Origin of the sequence: Pseudoalteromonas sp. S1610 (assembly GCF_005887465.1) — a bacterium.
Classification (GTDB): domain Bacteria; phylum Pseudomonadota; class Gammaproteobacteria; order Enterobacterales; family Alteromonadaceae; genus Pseudoalteromonas; species Pseudoalteromonas undina.
In genome coordinates this window covers 1-17099 of record NZ_PNDI01000021.1, presented here as the reverse complement: position 1 = coordinate 17099, position 17099 = coordinate 1, and the positions used below count along the sequence as shown (strand labels likewise).

At 39.4% G+C, this 17099-nt stretch carries 17 protein-coding genes and 1 tRNA gene; 17 read left to right on the top strand and 1 reads right to left on the bottom strand.

Translation table 11 applies throughout. The features are described 5' to 3' along the window. Positions 1 to 109 precede the first annotated feature (109 nt). The 17 genes from rppH to CWB77_RS09825 all read left to right on the top strand — a co-directional run bounded on the left by rppH (position 110) and on the right by CWB77_RS09825 (position 16075). Positions 110 to 628 (top strand): RNA pyrophosphohydrolase, encoded by a 519-nt coding sequence (gene rppH / locus CWB77_RS09905; RefSeq protein ID WP_008111786.1) that lies wholly within the window; start codon positions 110 to 112, stop codon positions 626 to 628. 23 nt (positions 629 to 651) lie between these two features. Continuing rightward, on the top strand, positions 652 to 2916 hold the full coding sequence (gene ptsP, locus CWB77_RS09900; protein WP_109874245.1) for a phosphoenolpyruvate--protein phosphotransferase: 2265 nt from the start codon (positions 652 to 654) through the stop codon (positions 2914 to 2916). A 65-nt stretch (positions 2917 to 2981) separates the two neighbouring features. Continuing rightward, positions 2982 to 3791, top strand: a complete 810-nt coding sequence (locus CWB77_RS09895; RefSeq protein ID WP_010387814.1) for a sulfite exporter TauE/SafE family protein — start codon at positions 2982 to 2984, stop codon at positions 3789 to 3791. 12 nt (positions 3792 to 3803) lie between these two features. Beyond that, entirely contained in the window at positions 3804 to 4607 is an 804-nt protein-coding gene (gene lgt, locus CWB77_RS09890) for a prolipoprotein diacylglyceryl transferase (RefSeq protein WP_138622569.1), read from the top strand. Between the two features lie 13 nt (positions 4608 to 4620). Continuing rightward, complete coding sequence (locus tag CWB77_RS09885; RefSeq protein WP_010387816.1) at positions 4621 to 5472, top strand: thymidylate synthase; 852 nt, start codon at positions 4621 to 4623, stop codon at positions 5470 to 5472. Between the two features lie 17 nt (positions 5473 to 5489). After that, on the top strand, positions 5490 to 6368 hold the full coding sequence (gene galU / locus CWB77_RS09880; RefSeq protein ID WP_010387817.1) for a UTP--glucose-1-phosphate uridylyltransferase GalU: 879 nt from the start codon (positions 5490 to 5492) through the stop codon (positions 6366 to 6368). A gap of 276 nt (positions 6369 to 6644) precedes the next feature. Then, positions 6645 to 7496 (top strand): SPOR domain-containing protein, encoded by an 852-nt coding sequence (locus CWB77_RS09875; protein ID WP_138622567.1) that lies wholly within the window; start codon positions 6645 to 6647, stop codon positions 7494 to 7496. Between the two features lie 65 nt (positions 7497 to 7561). After that, entirely contained in the window at positions 7562 to 8158 is a 597-nt protein-coding gene (locus CWB77_RS09870) for an SPOR domain-containing protein (protein ID WP_054201749.1), read from the top strand. A gap of 138 nt (positions 8159 to 8296) precedes the next feature. Next, positions 8297 to 8887: a DUF4402 domain-containing protein gene (locus CWB77_RS09865; protein WP_010387820.1), complete on the top strand. Its 591-nt coding sequence runs from the start codon at positions 8297 to 8299 to the stop codon at positions 8885 to 8887. A gap of 37 nt (positions 8888 to 8924) precedes the next feature. Further along, complete coding sequence (locus tag CWB77_RS09860; RefSeq protein ID WP_010387823.1) at positions 8925 to 9374, top strand: DUF4402 domain-containing protein; 450 nt, start codon at positions 8925 to 8927, stop codon at positions 9372 to 9374. A gap of 21 nt (positions 9375 to 9395) precedes the next feature. Beyond that, the gene (locus tag CWB77_RS09855; RefSeq protein ID WP_138622565.1) at positions 9396 to 10220 is read left to right on the top strand and encodes a fimbrial biogenesis chaperone; all 825 of its coding nucleotides are present in this window, start codon (positions 9396 to 9398) and stop codon (positions 10218 to 10220) included. Positions 10221 to 10253: 33 nt separating this feature from the next. Next, entirely contained in the window at positions 10254 to 13214 is a 2961-nt protein-coding gene (locus CWB77_RS09850) for an MSCRAMM family adhesin SdrC (RefSeq protein WP_248528970.1), read from the top strand. A gap of 18 nt (positions 13215 to 13232) precedes the next feature. Then, on the top strand, positions 13233 to 13889 hold the full coding sequence (locus CWB77_RS09845; protein WP_138622561.1) for an SPOR domain-containing protein: 657 nt from the start codon (positions 13233 to 13235) through the stop codon (positions 13887 to 13889). A 67-nt stretch (positions 13890 to 13956) separates the two neighbouring features. Further along, positions 13957 to 14550, top strand: a complete 594-nt coding sequence (locus CWB77_RS09840) for a FlgO family outer membrane protein (protein ID WP_054201743.1) — start codon at positions 13957 to 13959, stop codon at positions 14548 to 14550. A 12-nt stretch (positions 14551 to 14562) separates the two neighbouring features. Beyond that, the gene (locus CWB77_RS09835; protein ID WP_008466541.1) at positions 14563 to 15240 is read left to right on the top strand and encodes a FlgO family outer membrane protein; all 678 of its coding nucleotides are present in this window, start codon (positions 14563 to 14565) and stop codon (positions 15238 to 15240) included. Between the two features lie 8 nt (positions 15241 to 15248). Next, positions 15249 to 15926, top strand: a complete 678-nt coding sequence (locus CWB77_RS09830; protein WP_138622559.1) for a FlgO family outer membrane protein — start codon at positions 15249 to 15251, stop codon at positions 15924 to 15926. Between the two features lie 74 nt (positions 15927 to 16000). Next, positions 16001 to 16075 (top strand) — tRNA-Arg (locus CWB77_RS09825). A gap of 343 nt (positions 16076 to 16418) precedes the next feature. On the opposite strand, the gene CWB77_RS09820 is transcribed toward CWB77_RS09825, so the two are convergent. Then, entirely contained in the window at positions 16419 to 16823 is a 405-nt protein-coding gene (locus CWB77_RS09820) for a DUF1801 domain-containing protein (RefSeq protein ID WP_138622557.1), read from the bottom strand. Between the last annotated feature and the right edge of the window lie 276 nt (positions 16824 to 17099).

The following is a 17099-nucleotide window of genomic DNA, read 5'->3' as shown; positions in this document are numbered from 1 at the left end:
AATTTGCCTTAAGCGAAGGTGTTAACGAGGCTTGCACGTAATAGTATTTGCCGTATTGCAGCTAATGTGGAACAATCATAAAAAATCGACTTACAAATGAGGCACTAAGGTGATTGATGCCGAAGGTTTTCGTGCCAATGTCGGAATTGTAATTTGCAATAATCAGGGGCAAGTGTTTTGGGCCAGACGCTATGGTCAACATTCTTGGCAATTTCCCCAAGGTGGTGTTGATGATGGTGAAACACCAGAACAAACTATGTACCGTGAATTACACGAAGAAGTAGGTTTGCGACCAGAAGATGTAGAAATAGTTGCAAGCTCAAAACATTGGTTACGCTATAAATTACCCAAACGATTAATCCGCCGAGATTCAAGTCCGGTGTGTATTGGGCAAAAACAAAAATGGTTTTTACTAAAACTGCGCTGTAAAGATGAAGATGTTAACTTACTGAAAACCCATCATCCGGAATTTGATGATTGGCGATGGGTAAGTTATTGGTACCCGGTTAGACAGGTTGTGTCGTTTAAACGGGACGTTTATCGACGTGTTATGAAAGAGTTTGCTCCCTTTGCTATGCCCTTTAATAAGCGAGAGCAACAAAAAGATCACTGGCGAAATAAAAGGTAGTTTTACATAAAAAGGAGCAGTGTATGCTGGCAACACTCAGAGCGATAGCTGAGTCTGTTTCGCAACAAGCGAATTTAGACGACGCGTTAGTGTGCTTTGTGAAAATGGTAAAAGATGCCATGAATACCCAGTGCTGCTCCATTTATTTTGCAGATTACAGCCAAGATAATTTTGTACTGATGGCTACCGAAGGGTTAAACCCTGATGCGGTGGGCAAATTTAGAATTGGCTTTACCGAGGGTTTAGTTGGGCTTGTTGCTCAGCGTGAAGAAGCAATTAACATTGCCTTTGCCAAGTCGCATCCTCGTTTTAAACTCTCCCCAGAAGTTAACGAAGAAGGTTATAACGCCTTTTTGTCTGTGCCTGTTGTTCATCAAAAGAAAGTGTTAGGTGTTATTGTTGTTCAACAGAAAATGGCGCGCGTATTTTCTCAAGATGAGGAGTCGTTTTTAATTACGCTTTCTGCTCAGTTAGCTTCGCAATTAGCCCATGCTGAAATAAAAGAAGTATTACGCCAAGACGAGTCGTCTCATCAAACATCGGTATTAAAAGGGGTTTCTAGCGCACCAGGTATAAGTATTGGTAAAGCTTTTGTTGTTATTCCTAAACTTAATTTTAAGTCCATAGAACTTACTAAGAATAATGATGTCATTGAACAGCGCCGTTTATTCACCCAAGCGGTTGCTGCTACGCGCAAAGAATTTAGCACCTTATCGATGACGTTAAGTGACAGCATACCGCAAGAGGCGTTGGCTGTATTTGATGTATATCAGCAATTACTAGATGCTAAAAGTTTAGGTCATAATGTAGAGACACAATTACAAGAAGGGTGGTGTGCAAAAAGTGCATTAAAAATTGTGATTGAACGTTTAGTTGCACAGTTTAACGAAATGCAAGACCCTTACATTAAAGAGCGTGCGGTTGATGTTAAAGACATTGGCTTACGAGTGCTGCATCACTTAGTGAATACCGAACACGCAATAAAAGACTACCCTGAAAACACCATTTTAATAGCGCACACACTAACGCCAGCTATGTTAGCAGAGGTGCCCAATGAGCGTTTAGCGGGGGTTGTGAGTATTAATGGTTCAGCCAATAGCCATGCCTCTATTTTAACCCGTGCTATGGGCGTGCCTGCGATTTGGGGTATTGAAGATTTACCGCTATTGCAGTTTGATAGTAAAGAAATGATTTTAGATGCTTTTGCTGGGCGTTTATATATTTCGCCTTCGCAAATGCTTATTGATGAGTATACTGAATTACAACACCAAGATAACTTACTCAATAATCGGTTTTTAGAAGAACAAGCACTGCCTGCAATCACTTTAGACGGTGAGCATATTAGTTTATTACTTAATGCAGGGCTTGAGCTTAATACCCAACAAAATAGTGCCCATATTTGTGATGGTGTTGGCCTTTACAGAACCGAAGCATGGTTTATGCAAAAGGGGCAGTTTCCATCGCAACAAGAACAAGAAAAGTGGTACCGAGAAGTACTAAGTAGCTATTACCCTAACCCCGTTGTTATGCGAACGTTAGATATAGGTGGCGACAAAGTTTTAGATTATTTTAACATTACCGAAGAAAACCCGTTTTTAGGATGGCGAGGTATTAGAATTAGCTTAGATCATCCTGAGCTTTTTTTAGATCAACTCAAAGCGATGCTAAAAGCGAATATTGGCTTAGGTAATTTAAAAATAATGCTGCCGATGATCAGTGGCACCGATGAGGTTGAAGAGTCACTGGCATTGTTTAACCAAGCTTATTATGAGTTAAGTGAAGCATTTCCTGAGCAACTAATAGAAAGGCCTGATATTGGTATTATGCTTGAGGTACCTTCAAGTGTATTTATGCTGCCAGAGTGGTCTAGAAAAGTCGATTTTTGTTCAGTGGGTAGTAACGACTTAACTCAGTATTTATTAGCCGTAGACAGAGCAAATGCACGCGTAGCCGATTTATTTAACCCCTACCATCCAGCCGTGTTGCGTGTATTAAATAATATTGCCAGCGAGTGTGAGCACTATGAATTGCCCTTTAGTTTATGTGGGGAGCTTGGTGGCGACCCCGAGGGCGCAATATTACTGATTGCTATGGGTTATAGGCGTTTAAGCATGAACTTATCGTCACTAAACAAAGTGAAGTGGGTGCTAAGGCGCTTAAATGTAAGCGACATGGAACAATTACTGAGCGAATGTTTGGCACAGCCCAACGCTAAACAAGTACTGCGGTTAACTCGTAGTTTTATGATAGAGCATCAGCTAGGTAATTTATTTTATACACCAAAATGATAGAACTGTAATTGTTTATATAATCAATTAAAATATACTTATAATTAAATGTATTAGAGATAACTATGTATGAACTAGGACTTCTAGTTGCAAGTTGTGCGCTGTTAGGCTGCATTGTTGGTTTTTTAGCAGGGTTACTAGGCATAGGCGGTGGTTTAATCATTGTGCCAGTGCTAAGTAGTTTGCTACTTAGTTTTGACGTTGCCGCTGCCGATCATGTGTTAGTTATCGCCATTGCAACATCTTTAGCCTCTATTTTATTTACTTCTACCTCTTCAGCGTTGGCTCATCATAAAAATGATAATGTGCCTTGGAAAATTGCTCCTTGGGTTATGTCGGGCGTGGCCATTGGTGCATTGGTAAGTGGCTTTGCTGCCAGCTTTATCCCTGAGAAAATGTTAAGAACGGTGTTTGCCGTCAGTGTAGTTTTTATTGCAATGAGAATGGTACTTTCTGCTCGTAATAAAGTGAGCGCAGAACACCCTTTGCCCGCAGGCCCCGTGCTAGCTAGTGTTAGTTCGGTAATGGGGGCTTTGTCTGGATTAATTGGCATTGGTGGCGGTGCATTACTTGTGCCTATGTTGCATTATTTTTCGGTTGATATTAAAAAGGCAATTGGTTGCGCTGCTGCATGTGGTATTGTAATTGCCTTTTTTGGGTCTATCGGTTACATCAGCGCTGGGTGGCATGTAACGGACTTAGCGCATGGTTTTATGGGGTTTGTATATTTACCTGCTTTATTTGGGATTGTTGTTACCTCATGGTTTATAGCGCCTATTGGGGCTAAGGCAACACATTACTTACCTGTGAATACAATTAAGAAAGTTTTCGCGATGTTACTGGTTTTCATCGCTATTAAAATGGTTTTTAGCTAAAGGTTTATTTTTATGGCACTGGAGTTTCCTCAAATTGATCCAATAATATTTTCTGTTGGACCACTTAGCGTTCGTTGGTATGGGTTAATGTACTTAATTGGTTTTGCGTTTGCGATGTGGTTTGCTAATCGTCAAGCTAAAAAACCAGGGTCGGGTTGGACTAAAGACGAAGTCAGTGATTTACTCTTTTACGGCATGCTGGGCGTTATATTAGGTGGTCGTGTTGGATATGTTCTGTTTTATCAATTTAGTTATTTTATCGAAAACCCCTTATATTTATTTAGAATCGATCAAGGTGGTATGTCGTTTCATGGCGGCACACTTGGGGTGATCACTGCGATTTCTATTTTAGCTTACAAGCGTAAAAAGTCCTTATTGCAAGTCGGTGACTTTGTAGCGCCTTTAGTGCCAGTTGGTTTACTTGCCGGGCGTATAGGTAACTTTATTAACGGCGAATTATGGGGCCGCACTACCGATGTTCCATGGGCAATGGTATTTCCAACTGGAGGCCCGCTTGCACGCCACCCATCACAACTTTACGAAGCTTTTTTTGAAGGGCTGGTATTGTTTGTCATATTATTGTGGTTTATTAAACGTCCTCGTCCTGCGGGAAGTGTGTCAGGTTTGTTCTTACTGGGTTACGGCGTATTTAGGTTTGGTATTGAGTATTTTCGCCAACCCGATGCGCAATTGGGGTTATTTGCCGACTTCATTTCAATGGGGCAAATTCTATCGTTACCTATGATCATTGGCGGGTTAGGCTTACTTATTTGGGCCTATAAACAACCACAATCGCAAACAGCGGCAAAAGTTTAAAAGAAGAAGTTAGATGAAACAATATTTAGAATTATGTCAGCGCATTGTTGACCAAGGACAATGGGTTGAAAATAAACGTACCGGTACACGTTGTTTAACGGTTATAAACGCTGATTTAGAATACGATGTGGCGAATAATCAGTTCCCTATGATCACCACTCGAAAGAGCTATTACAAAGCGGCTATTGCTGAATTGTTAGGTTATTTAAGAGGCTATGACAGTGCTGAGCAGTTTCGTAGTATAGGCTGTAAAACCTGGGATGCTAACGCCAATGAAAATAGTGCCTGGCTCAATAATCCTAACCGTAAAGGTGAGGATGATATGGGGCGCGTTTATGGCGTTCAAGGACGTGGCTGGCAACGCCCTGATGGTTCAACACTGGATCAACTGGCAAAGGTCATTAATAATTTAAAAAATGGCATAGATGATCGGGGCGAAATTATTACATTTTACAACCCTGGTGAATTTGAACTTGGTTGCTTGCGCCCATGTATGCACACACATACCTTTTCATTATTGGGCGACACCCTGTATTTAACCTCATATCAACGCAGTTGTGATGTTCCACTGGGGCTTAATTTTAATCAAATTCAATGTTTTGTATTGCTTGCATTAGTTGCCCAAATTACCGGCCATAAAGCGGGTAAGGCATATCATAAAATTACCAATGCTCATATTTATGAAAACCAGCTCGATTTAATGCGAGATGTGCAGTTAAAGCGTGAGCCATTTGCTTCTCCCCAATTAAAAATCAACCCAGAGATTAAATCACTCGAAGATATAGAAACATGGGTAACACGTGATGACTTTGAGGTGGTTGGCTATCAATGCCATGAAGCGATTCAGTACCCATTTTCAGTTTAAAAAATAAGGAGAGCATAATGAAAGCAGTGATCCCTGTAGCGGGCCTTGGAACACGTATGTTACCGGCCACTAAAGCAATTCCAAAAGAAATGCTGCCAGTTGTAGACCGTCCACTAATTCAATACGTTGTTAGCGAAGCCGTTGCCGCTGGCATTAAAGAGATAGTGTTAGTAACGCATTCGAGTAAAAACTCAATTGAAAACCATTTCGATACTAGCTTTGAATTAGAGGCTACGTTAGAGAAACGTGTAAAGCGGCAATTACTTGCCGAAATACAGTCTATTTGCCCTAACGACGTGACGATTATTCATGTGCGTCAAGGTGAGGCAAAAGGGTTAGGTCACGCTATTAACTGTGCTGCTCCTATTATAGGGGATGAACCTTTTGTGGTTATTTTACCCGACGTTATTATCGATGAAGTGGAAAGTGATTTAACAAAAGATAATTTAGCGGAAATGATCACTCGCTTTGAGCAAAGTAAACACAGTCAAATTATGGTTGAACCAGTTCCTAAAGATGACGTAGATAAATTTGGTGTTGTTGATTTAGGTGATGTTGAGTTAAACCAAGGTGAAAGCTCACCCATTAAAAGTATGGTAGAAAAGCCACCCGTTGACGAGGCACCTTCAAACCTTGCTGTGGTTGGTCGTTACGTGTTGAGCAAAAATATTTGGCCATTATTAGCTAAAACACCACAAGGTGCTGGTGATGAGATTCAGCTAACAGATGCAATTGCGATGCTTATGCAAAACGAAAAAGTAGACGCTTATGCTATCAAAGGCCGAAGCCATGATTGTGGTAGTAAAATTGGTTATTTGAAGGCGACGATTGAATTTGCCTTACGCCGCGATGAATTTGCTGATGAGCTTAAGACCTTTATTAAAACGTTAATCTAATCAGTTCTTTATTTATTTAAAGCGCCTATATGGCGCTTTTTTTTGATTGTAAAGTCGCTTTTTCAGGACTTTAATTATAACTATTTTTGCAGTTATACAGACAGATCTGGGTTTGTAATGTAATCTTTATGTTAACTAAAGTTGTTTTGTAGTTAACGTTCTTTATTAGGCCAATTGTAAATTGGCTCAATTTAGCGATCTAAACTGTTGAAAGAGAAACAATCAATGTGTGAATGCAGCATAAAGTATCACCGATATTTAGTTATAGCGTTACTCATGTTAATTGGGAGTGGCTGTACTATATCGCCAGATAAAACTACGTTAAATGAACAAGTTAAAGATTCTCCTGAATATGTAACTATCACCGCACTTGAGCTAGCACAGCTAAAAGATGCAGCCTTGCAATGGCAACAAGCACGTTCTGGTATAGAGCGACTATTAAAGTTAGAACGTGAGCTTACATATTTAGTTGATAATTTAGATATTATTAACAGTAAAGCAATAGCGCAATCTAATCAGGCTATTAGCAATCGCTATGCTCGCTCATCAATTAAGACTAATGCCTCGCCAAACCTCAGGTATGGTAATAACTACGCAAGCACCTCAGATAACGTTGAACGACCGAGACAAAGATATAGTAACCGTTATGTAAAACCGACTGGTAGGGACGTTCTAAAAAATCAGCGATATAGCAGCCGCTATGCTAGTGTTCCTACAAAAATAATTACAGCTCCTTCAAAAAGCTACAGTAAACGAACTGTTCGCTCGCCAGTGAAAGCCATTAGTTCTAGGGTGAACAAAAAGGTTGCCTCTAAAATATCGATGGCAACAAAAGTGGCAATGGTAGATAAAAACAAAAAAGTATTTGCCTTACAGGTAGCGTCGCTTGATTCAGAAGAAAGTGTTGCTAAAGAGTGGAAGCACATTAACAAAAAAGCAGCGCCTTTGTTTAAGGATAAAATCACCACAAACATTGAAAAAGCAAAAGTTAATAACAAAACCTATTATCGACTAAAGTTAGGTGAGTATTTTAACTTTAAAAGTGCTGAGGATGATTGTGAGGTATTTAAATTCTATAAAGTTGATTGCTTTGTGAGTAACTACACTGACAAACCAATTAGATTATAAATTATTTATTTGGCGCTTTTATTGCATAATAGCTAGAGCTAGTTTTTTGTAATAGGTGCTTTAAAGTGAAACTTCGTTTAATAATATTACTAATACCATTTGCATTAGCTGGTTGTAGCAACCAGCTAATGCCCGCCGACTCACAAAGCGACAAGCTTGTGCGTGAAAAAGATATAAAACCTTACTTAGAGCAATGGGATAACAACAAAGAGCAGATAGCGCGTTTAAGCACCATGGAAGAGGACTTATCATTACTGATTCAAGCTCTTTCTGCACAAACAGATATTGATACCGTACCTGAGCCGTTGAAAGAGAAGGTAAAACGTGTTGAATATGGCTCTAAGCAATCTTTACAACTCTCCTCAGAAACTGCCTTAGCCGATAACACTATCAGTACAAACAAAGCAATTTACGGTGTACAAATTGGACGTTATTTAGTTTCTAACGGAGCCAAAAGGCAAGTACAGCGACTAAAAGAGCAATACCCTCAGTTAAACAGTATTTTACAATACCGCATTAATGAGCAACAAAAGGAATCAACAACGTTTTATAGTGTTGTAGCAGGCCCGCTGAAAAATCAACAGCAAGCGGCGCAGTTGTGTTTGTTTTTTTACAAAATAGGTAATAAGTGTACCTTAGCGACATTTTCAGAGGATGTTTAAGGTTTTTTTACGCTTATTTTTGCATCCTGTTATTATAAATCAAAATAAAGTAAATATTTTTCTAACTTTTTAGTGATTTTGGCCGATACTTAACATAACCTGACTAACAGGTTTATACTTTATATCTAAGGGAAAACTATGAACAAAATATTTACTAAAGCAGCATTAGCTGCATCAATGGCTGTACTTTCTTTCGGCGCTGCAGCTGAATCAGTTTCGTTTCAAGCAGGTGTTACAGTTCAAAATGCTTTTACCTTGACTAACGATTCTGCACTAGATTTTGGAACAATTCGTGCCTCAGCGGATTTAGCAGCAGCTGAGACGGCTACTCTTGTTTTAGCCGCAAATCCAGCGACCTCACCTACAACGGCTTCTACATCGATTGCAGATGCTGAAATCGCAATTTTAGTACCAGGTGCACCAGCTTCTTTTTCTGTTTCTGGCGTGTCTCCTTTCGGTTCACTGACAATTACAAATCCGACAGAAACTGCAATTTCACCTGATGCAGCACCTGCTGGTACTGCAGCATTTACTTTGGGTACTCCAACGTATTATGTGCTAACTGGCGCGACGCCTAACAGTGCTGCTACAACGACCATTCAGGTAGACGCAAATGGTGAAGCGACATTTAATGTTGGTGCCACATTAACGACAGATGCCACAACTCCTACGAGTGATTACATTGATGGCACTTACAGTGGCTCATTCACATTAGAATTAAACTATTAATGAGCAAAGCCTGCTTTATTATAAAGCAGGCTATTTTATGAAATTAATTTTATTCATACTAGCAGCTTCCTTAACTCCAGGTTTGTGCGCGCAGGTAACACCGCTTGAGCCATTGAGTTTTGGTAAAATTGTTATAAGTGATAATCAAAGCATTAGCTCTATAACTTTGTTGCCTAGTAATACAAATACCTTAACCAATAAGATATATTTACTTGAAAAAGGCCATGCAGCTGAATTGCTGCTCGAAGGATACCCTGCACGTATTCAAGTAAATGTGAGTGACTTTGTAAGCAACCAACCTTTAAATAACATTTTTGGTGGTGCATCACTGATTTTAAATCAACTCATATACAATGCGACCATTACAACCGATACCACAGGGACTGCGTTATTGAGAGTTGGGGGGCAATTGAGTACCTCAGGTGACGGCAATACTTATAAAGATGGCATCTTTGATACTACAATTGAAGTGACGCTAAATTATTAGACAACTAGAGATGTTGATTAAATGACAATAATAAAAACTTTTTTTATCTTAGTAAGCTTTATTTTAATTAGCTTTCATTCTTATGCAAACTTACTTATTTCTCCAACAAGAATCAATTTTGATGAGCGCCAACGTGTTGCTAAAGTCATTGTTGTTAATAACTCTAATGAACCCAAAACTTATAGGTTGGAGTGGCAAGACAAAGTTGCACTAGCTGGCGGAGGGTATGCTAATTTAGCGGCTGATCAAGAAAGTTCATCTTCACTTAAAAATATGGTTAGGATCAGCCCATCGCAAGTTAGATTAGCGCCAGGAGAAAGGCAAATAGTTAAGCTTGCTATTCGGAAGCCGAAAGGTTTAGCAGAGCAGGAATACCGCTCTCATCTAGCCTTTAAAGCACTCCCTAATGAAGCTCAAAGTCAGCAACAGAGACTAGGCATCAAGGTAAACTTACTCTTAAGCTACACTATTCCCGTTATTTTGCGAAAAGGTGCTGAAAAACCCAATGTAAATATCAGTAATTTACAGCTTATACACAGCCCAGAAAAAAAGGCGCTTGAGATTGAAATTAAGCGAGAGGGTGACTTTAGTTCTTTTGGCAAGTTAGAAGTTTTCTTTAAGCAAAAAGGAGCGGATACAGAGAAAAAGATCGCCATGTTAAACGATTTTAGTATTTACCCTGAGCTAAAAACAACAACGGCGACGATACCAATTTTTGCAGATCAAAATATCCCGAAAGATGGTCAAATTCGCTTAATTTATACAGGGCTTAAAGAATATCGCGATACTATTTTTAGTGAAAAGTTTGCGTCAATTAATAATGCAATTATCGGTAATTTGAAATAGGCGATGTATTACTTTAAGCGCTTAAAGTGGTTGTTGATCATTTTTTTATCAATTGATCCATTATTAGCAGCAGAGCCTGACACTCAGGCCATTCTTGCTAGCATAAAAAAAATAGATAAAAAATGGCAGCAATACAACACTGAACAAGCTGTAAATGAAAGAACAGAGCCTGAGCTTAATGTGCAGCAAGGTGAGGGCATCCCCGAAGGGGAGTTATTATTTTTTTCATCGTTCGTGAAAAAAAATTACTTGGGCGAAATGCTCGGGGTGAAAAGTAAAACAGGTGTATTAATAGATTTATTAAGTTTTTCAGAAAGCCTGGATTTTGCTATCGATATAAATAGCGATGACCTTATTGCTCAAGGGTGGTTTATTCGTGAAGATAATCAGTTTTATCTAGACCTAAATACAAACACAGCACAAATTAACGGCGCTAGATATTCATTTAACAGCCAACAAGCTTATGCTGATAACGGCGATATGTTTGTTGATAGTAACTTGCTAGCGCAGTGGTTTTCGTTAGATATTGATATTGAATATTCAGCACTTGAGCTATATGTAAGCTCCCCTACCAAATTACCTATAGAATTAAAACGCGAAAGAGAGCAGCGAGAAACTGTAACTAATAGAGAGTCACGTCAAGCAATACTACCGTGGAAGGCCAGTCCATACAGTGCAATTTCATCTCCTCTTGCTGATGTGCAGCTTAGTGCAACCAAGAGTAATACGGATTCAGCGATAGGGTACTCTGTATTAGGGTCAAATGACTTAGCCTATTTTAATGCTCAGTATTTTTTTGCAGGGCGAAAACAAGATTTACTATCAGATTCAAGATTATCATTTAGCCGTCAAAGTAAAGATGCACGGTTATTAGGTCCTTTAAATGCGACAACTGTTCAATTTGGAGATGTATTAGCAACTCAAGTCGGTAAACAATTTAATAGTAGTTACGCCAGAGGAGTAAAAGTTGATAACAAACCACTTTTTAAACAGGTTAATAGTAATCAAATTAATTTAACGGGTGCTATTCAACCAGGGTGGGATGTTGAGTTATACCGTAATGATGTACTGCTAGCGCAGCAGTTTAGTTTAGCTGATGGGCGTTATTTATTTGAAGATATTGATTTATTGTTTGGTGCTAATAATTTTGAGCTAATTTTTTATGGCCCACAAGGGCAAGTAGAGCGAAAAACAGAGCAATACTTTATAGATGGTAATAGTTTGTCAGCAGATGAGTCGTTCTATGAGTTGTCAATTACTGAGCAAGGTGAGCAGTTATTTAATCAATCACTTTATTCGACAGAGGGCAAAGGTTGGCAGCTAGCAGGCCGTTATGAAACGGGGTTAACTGATTATTTATCGGTTTATGCTGGTACATCAATATTAAATAGTAATTCGGGTGATAATGTTAACAATTATGCTTTTGGTTCGAACCTAAGTATATTTGATAAAGTATTACTTAATCTAGATTATGAAAAAAATAATAACGATGAAGACAAGCTAGAGGTAGCTGCTAGAGGTGAGTTAATTGGTCAATCGGTACGTTTAAGCCTGTCTCAAAACAATGAGAAAATAGTTGGTGATACAGAAACAGCGAAAACTGAAAGTTATCGATTATATGCGGCAGGAAAGTTGTTTGATAAATCGTTTGGAAGCTTGAGCTATCAAAATACGCTCGCCTATAACAACAGAGAGTTTAGCGACTCATATTTAAGTGTTGATAATACCTTATCGTATAATTTAGGCGGTACCGTTATTAGTAACAACTTAATTTGGCGAAAGTTTGATTCTTTAGATGATGCAACAACACTTGGCAGCATGCGTCTTCAACATCGATTTGGTAAAACATACACTCGTTTTAGTGTTGACTATAGCGCAGACTCTGGTTCAACTATACTGGGTTACCAAGCTGAATTAAGCCGTAGTTTATCTCAGAATTTGCAATCTGAATTCACACTGAGAAACTCCCGTATAAATGATTTAGTTTCTATGGAGTTGGGTCTAAATTGGCAAAGCGATAGTTTTAGCTTAAATAGCACAATGAGTTACGATGATGATGATAACTGGCGACTAGGTTTATTTAGTCGTTTTAGTATTGGTTTTGATACGAACACTGACGAGTACTTTTTAAGTAAAAGAAGCCTCGCAAACTCTGGCACTTTAATGGTTAGAGTCTTTCTTGATTCAAATAATAACAATATTCAAGATGACGGAGAAAAGGGAATTGAAGGTGTTAAGGTAAAAGGAGTTCAAAACTATCGCCGAGCGGTAACTAACGAAAATGGTTTAGCAATACTTAAAGGAATGCCAGCAAATAGAACCACCGATATAGTGATTGATTCTGGTAGTATTAGTGAGCCTTTTTTAGTTGCCGCCAATGATGGCTTTTCTATTACACCGCGTGCCGGCTTTGTTGAATATATGGAAGTCCCGCTTAATAACAGTAGTGAATTAGAGGGAACTGTTTACAAACAAGATGAGCAAGGCAGCAGTGAAGTACAGCCTTTTGCTACCGTAAAATTACTCGACAAACAAGGCAAGCAAGTGGCGCAAACACAGGCTGCTTATGATGGTTATTATTTGTTTACCGATTTACGTCCTGGCGAATATAAAGCGGTTATAGATGATGAATTTAAGCAACGTAAATCCTTAAAAGATACGCAACAGGTGGTGGTTAAATTACCAGCGCAAGGTGAAGTAGTAATGGGCGTTGACTTTGAGCTTAAAGAAAAAACACAAACGCCAGCGTATATTGCTAATGCGGGTGGGTTTTCATCATTGCCAATTATGAAAGCGTATTATCAATTAATTAAACGTCATTTAAATGAGCAATCAAAGCGTGATGCTTTTTATATTAAAGATGAAAAACAAAAACGGTATATTTTAGCCGTCGCTTATGCCGAGTCTGCGCAAGGGGAACTTGAACAAGTATGTGCAGAATTAAAAGTAAAAGGCTTGAACTGCCAAGTCCAAGCGCAACTTATTAGCCACTAATAACAATAAGGTTTAACCATGCAACATGCTAATTTATATAAACGCTACTCAATACTAATTGCCTGTATTGCTGCTCTTTTTATATCAGGATGCAGCACCACCAAAACTGCAGAATCTCCTCAGCCAATGCAAGCGAGTGCCAATCTTTCTGAGGAGGAGTTGGCGCAGCTCAAAGCATCGTCTCAGCAGTGGCAAGCAGCCAAAGCAGGTGTTGAGCGTTTATTAGTGATTGAACAAGATCTAAAGCTATTAATAAGCCAATTAAATGCGGTAGCAAAACAAGGTTCTGCATCAACAAATACGCCTGAAGTACCAACAGCTAAAGCTTCGGCTGAAACGGTAGCACCAAAAGTTGCACAAAAAGCTAAAGTAGCAGCGAATACAGCTGATGAAAAACAAGCCGTTAAAGCCTTATTTGCCTTACAAGTTGCAGCTGTTACCGACAAAGAGCGACTTAGCCAAAGTTTAAATCAAATAAAAGCCAGCGCATCTTCGTTATTTCAGGGCGAATTCGTGGCGAATGTAGAAACTATTTACGTGAGTGGCATGACTTACTACCGTTTAAAGCTTGGAGCTTATCAAAATCAAGCGAATGCGGCTGCTGATTGCGATAGACTTAAACAGCGCCAAATCAACTGCATTGTGAGCCATTACACCCAACAGCCATTAAAATAAATATGCATCTAGGGTATTAGGCATAATAATTGCTTTGTAACTATTATGTTTTTAGAGGATGGCAACTATGCGCCTTTTGTTACCCTTACTATTATTAAATTTAGCGGGCTGTAGCTTAACACCCCAGCCAAAGCCAAGTATAAGCACTGATGCGCCTAAAGCGGTCATGGCACCCTATACGCTCAATCAGTACGTAAATAGCTTGAGTGCCCAGCTTAGCCATATCAAAGAGCCTTTTAAAAGCACCGCTTCAATCGCGGTCAGCAGCTTTTATTTAGCCAATGCTTTGGATTCACAAATTGCTCAAGGGCAGGGAGCAGGGCTTAGTCAGCAAGTTCAAGAAAGCTTAATAACCCAATTTACTCAGTTAGGGTACAACACAGTTGAATACCGGCTTGAAAACCAGCTTAACTTATCAGCGAGCGCTGATTCAGTGTTAAGCCGCAGTACGAGTAACTTAAAGCAGCGTCAGATTATTGACTTTGTGATCACCGGCACTTTAACCCGTCAAGAACATGCTTATATTGTTAATGCTCGCATGGTAAATATGCAAACTAATCAGATTGTATCTGCCGCAAGTACTGAAATTCCCATCAATGTGATGTGGAGTAATGAAAAAATACAGCAGCGCGGTGACTATATTTACCGCAGTGAATATTAATTAGGAGCACACATGAAACGCCTACTATTAACTTTATGTTTGCCACTGGGCTTTGGTTGTTCACAAATGACAAACCATAGTGACACGCAAATTACCGACGATGCGCCTATGTTTTTTGAGCAACGCCCTGTAGCTGCACCAACAAATACTGATTCGCTTTATCAAAATAAAGCCGCAGTGATGAATAAAAACAAACAAGTAAATACGCCAACCCGTAAAAATATTAATCATTATGTGCGTGGCATCATGCAAGACATGGCTGAAAACTTACAGTACGTAAATACTAAAACACCATTGGCGGTATCAAGCTTTGTTTTTTTAGACCGTGACTACAATAATGCTGACTTAGTGGGTAACCAAATAGCAGAGAGCTTTATGCATGAGCTGCATAATTTTGGTGTGCCGGTCATTGATTTTAAAACCACCGATTATATGCGCGTAACCCCTGGTGGCGATTTTGTTTTTAGCCGCGACTACTTAGAGCTTAACCAAGAACAAAACTTTAGTTACGTATTAGCAGGCACGCTAGTAAACCACCAAGGTGGCATATTAGTAAATGCACGAATTGTTGGCTTAGCAAGCAAAGCGGTTGTAGGCTCTGCACAGGGCTTTATTCCGCAATCAGTTATTGATGCGCTAAATAGCAGTAACAGTGCTGATGGCATTATGCTTAAACAAGCGAGTAAGTGAGGTTTATCATGGCTAACTTAGCTAAGCGCTCAGCTTTAATTAGCATAAGTGCATTATCACTATTACTTTCAGGCTGTAATTTACTTGGTGAATCTAACATGGCTGAACCCGTAAAATCTGAGCCAGAACAAACAGTGGTAAGCAATCTTGATTTTAACCAGATCATGGCGCAAATGCAGCAAAATGACGAGCAAGAACAATACGCCGATACAACGCAGTTTAACCCAAACAAGCATCATAAAAGCTTAGTTAACTACGTAGAGCAAATGGCACTTGATTTAACCGACACCATGCAAGTAGCCCCGCAAGATGCAGCGATTGCAGTCACGTCGTTCGTTGATTTAGACGCAAGTTTAACTACAGCAAGCCAGTTAGGTAATCAGTTATCAGAAACCTTTATACATCAGCTGCAAAAATTTGGTTATAGCGCGGTTGATTTTAAAACAGCCAATTTAATTACCGTTAATGAACAAGGCGACTTTGCATTCACCCGCAACACTCGTAAACTTGCAGGTACGAATATAGCTAGCCATGTTTTATCGGGTACATTAATATACCGTGCAGATGGGGTTGTTATTAACGCTCGCGTAATAAATATTGAAAATAAACGCCTTGCAGCCAGCAGCCGAACATTTATACCGCTTTATGTATTAAATAAAGAAGATATATATTTATCAAGCAATTAACTTAATTTGATACTTGATATAAAAAACCAGATGCCGTTATAATTTCCAAACACTTGGTACTTAGCACCCAACGTGGCCTCTTAGTTAAATGGATATAACGGCCCCCTCCTAAGGGGCAGTTGCAGGTTCGATTCCTGCAGGGGCTACCAATAAAATCAATGAGTTATGTTCTTTCTTTGTTTCTATATCAACTCTATGTAGTATATTTGTAGCAATGTCAGCTTTGTGCCGTTCGGATAAAAAGTGAATTTGAAAGCTTGTTGGGTGGCGCCTTCGGCTTAACCAACCTACATTTTGGCGTAGGTCGGATAAGTGGCGGAGCCACGCCATCCGACAAAAATGATAAATTTACCAGAGACAACTGCCTTACACTGTAAGTTAAACCACTCTATACCGACTATCGGCTGAGTGCTAATTGCGGACATTAGTAACGCTAAGCTAACGGGTAGTGACCGAAAGGTGCGGGTTTAGTACCTTATATGTGATTACCTATTACGCGCCTAAAAGTGGCAAATGCTTTCGCTGCTGATAGGTTAAAGCTAGCTCTAAGCAGTTCTTGATTTCCGCCTCAGGCAACGAACTCGATAAACTTAATACGATTGCTCTATTACCTTGAAATTCGAGTGTGTCATTGTGCAGCTCTCTAAATGTATCGATTAACTTAGTTTGGCAGTTGAAGAACAAGTAGTATTGGTTTGGCGATTTCAACTTCCAATCAGTTCTAATTGGGCTGCCTGTTTTTACACTATAACTATGCTCACCCCATTTCAGTGACTCTTCGACTTCACCTAGCTCCAAATCGGATGCAAGCTTGAGGATTAAAGTTCGTAACTCCTCAAGTCGTAGCCGAACTGTTTCGGGATATTCTTCGAAGCGATTTTTGACTACCTCGTCCATTGAAAGCTCCTATTCATATAACAACTTTATCAGAGGACATTTTCCCTATTCTAGCGCGAAAACGTCCATATCTCATGAGCTTCTATTATTATTTTAGCTTATCTGAGCGTATAAAAAAGAGGAAAGTTTTCTTCTTTCTTACTAAGTAAATGACAACTCACCTCAATGTCCGGTTATCGCTCAAAGAAGCCCTCCATTAAATTCTGCATAATAAAAAAGCGAGCTATCAATTAACCCGCTTTATAAAGTACTTTGTCGAACCCCGAACCCCGAACC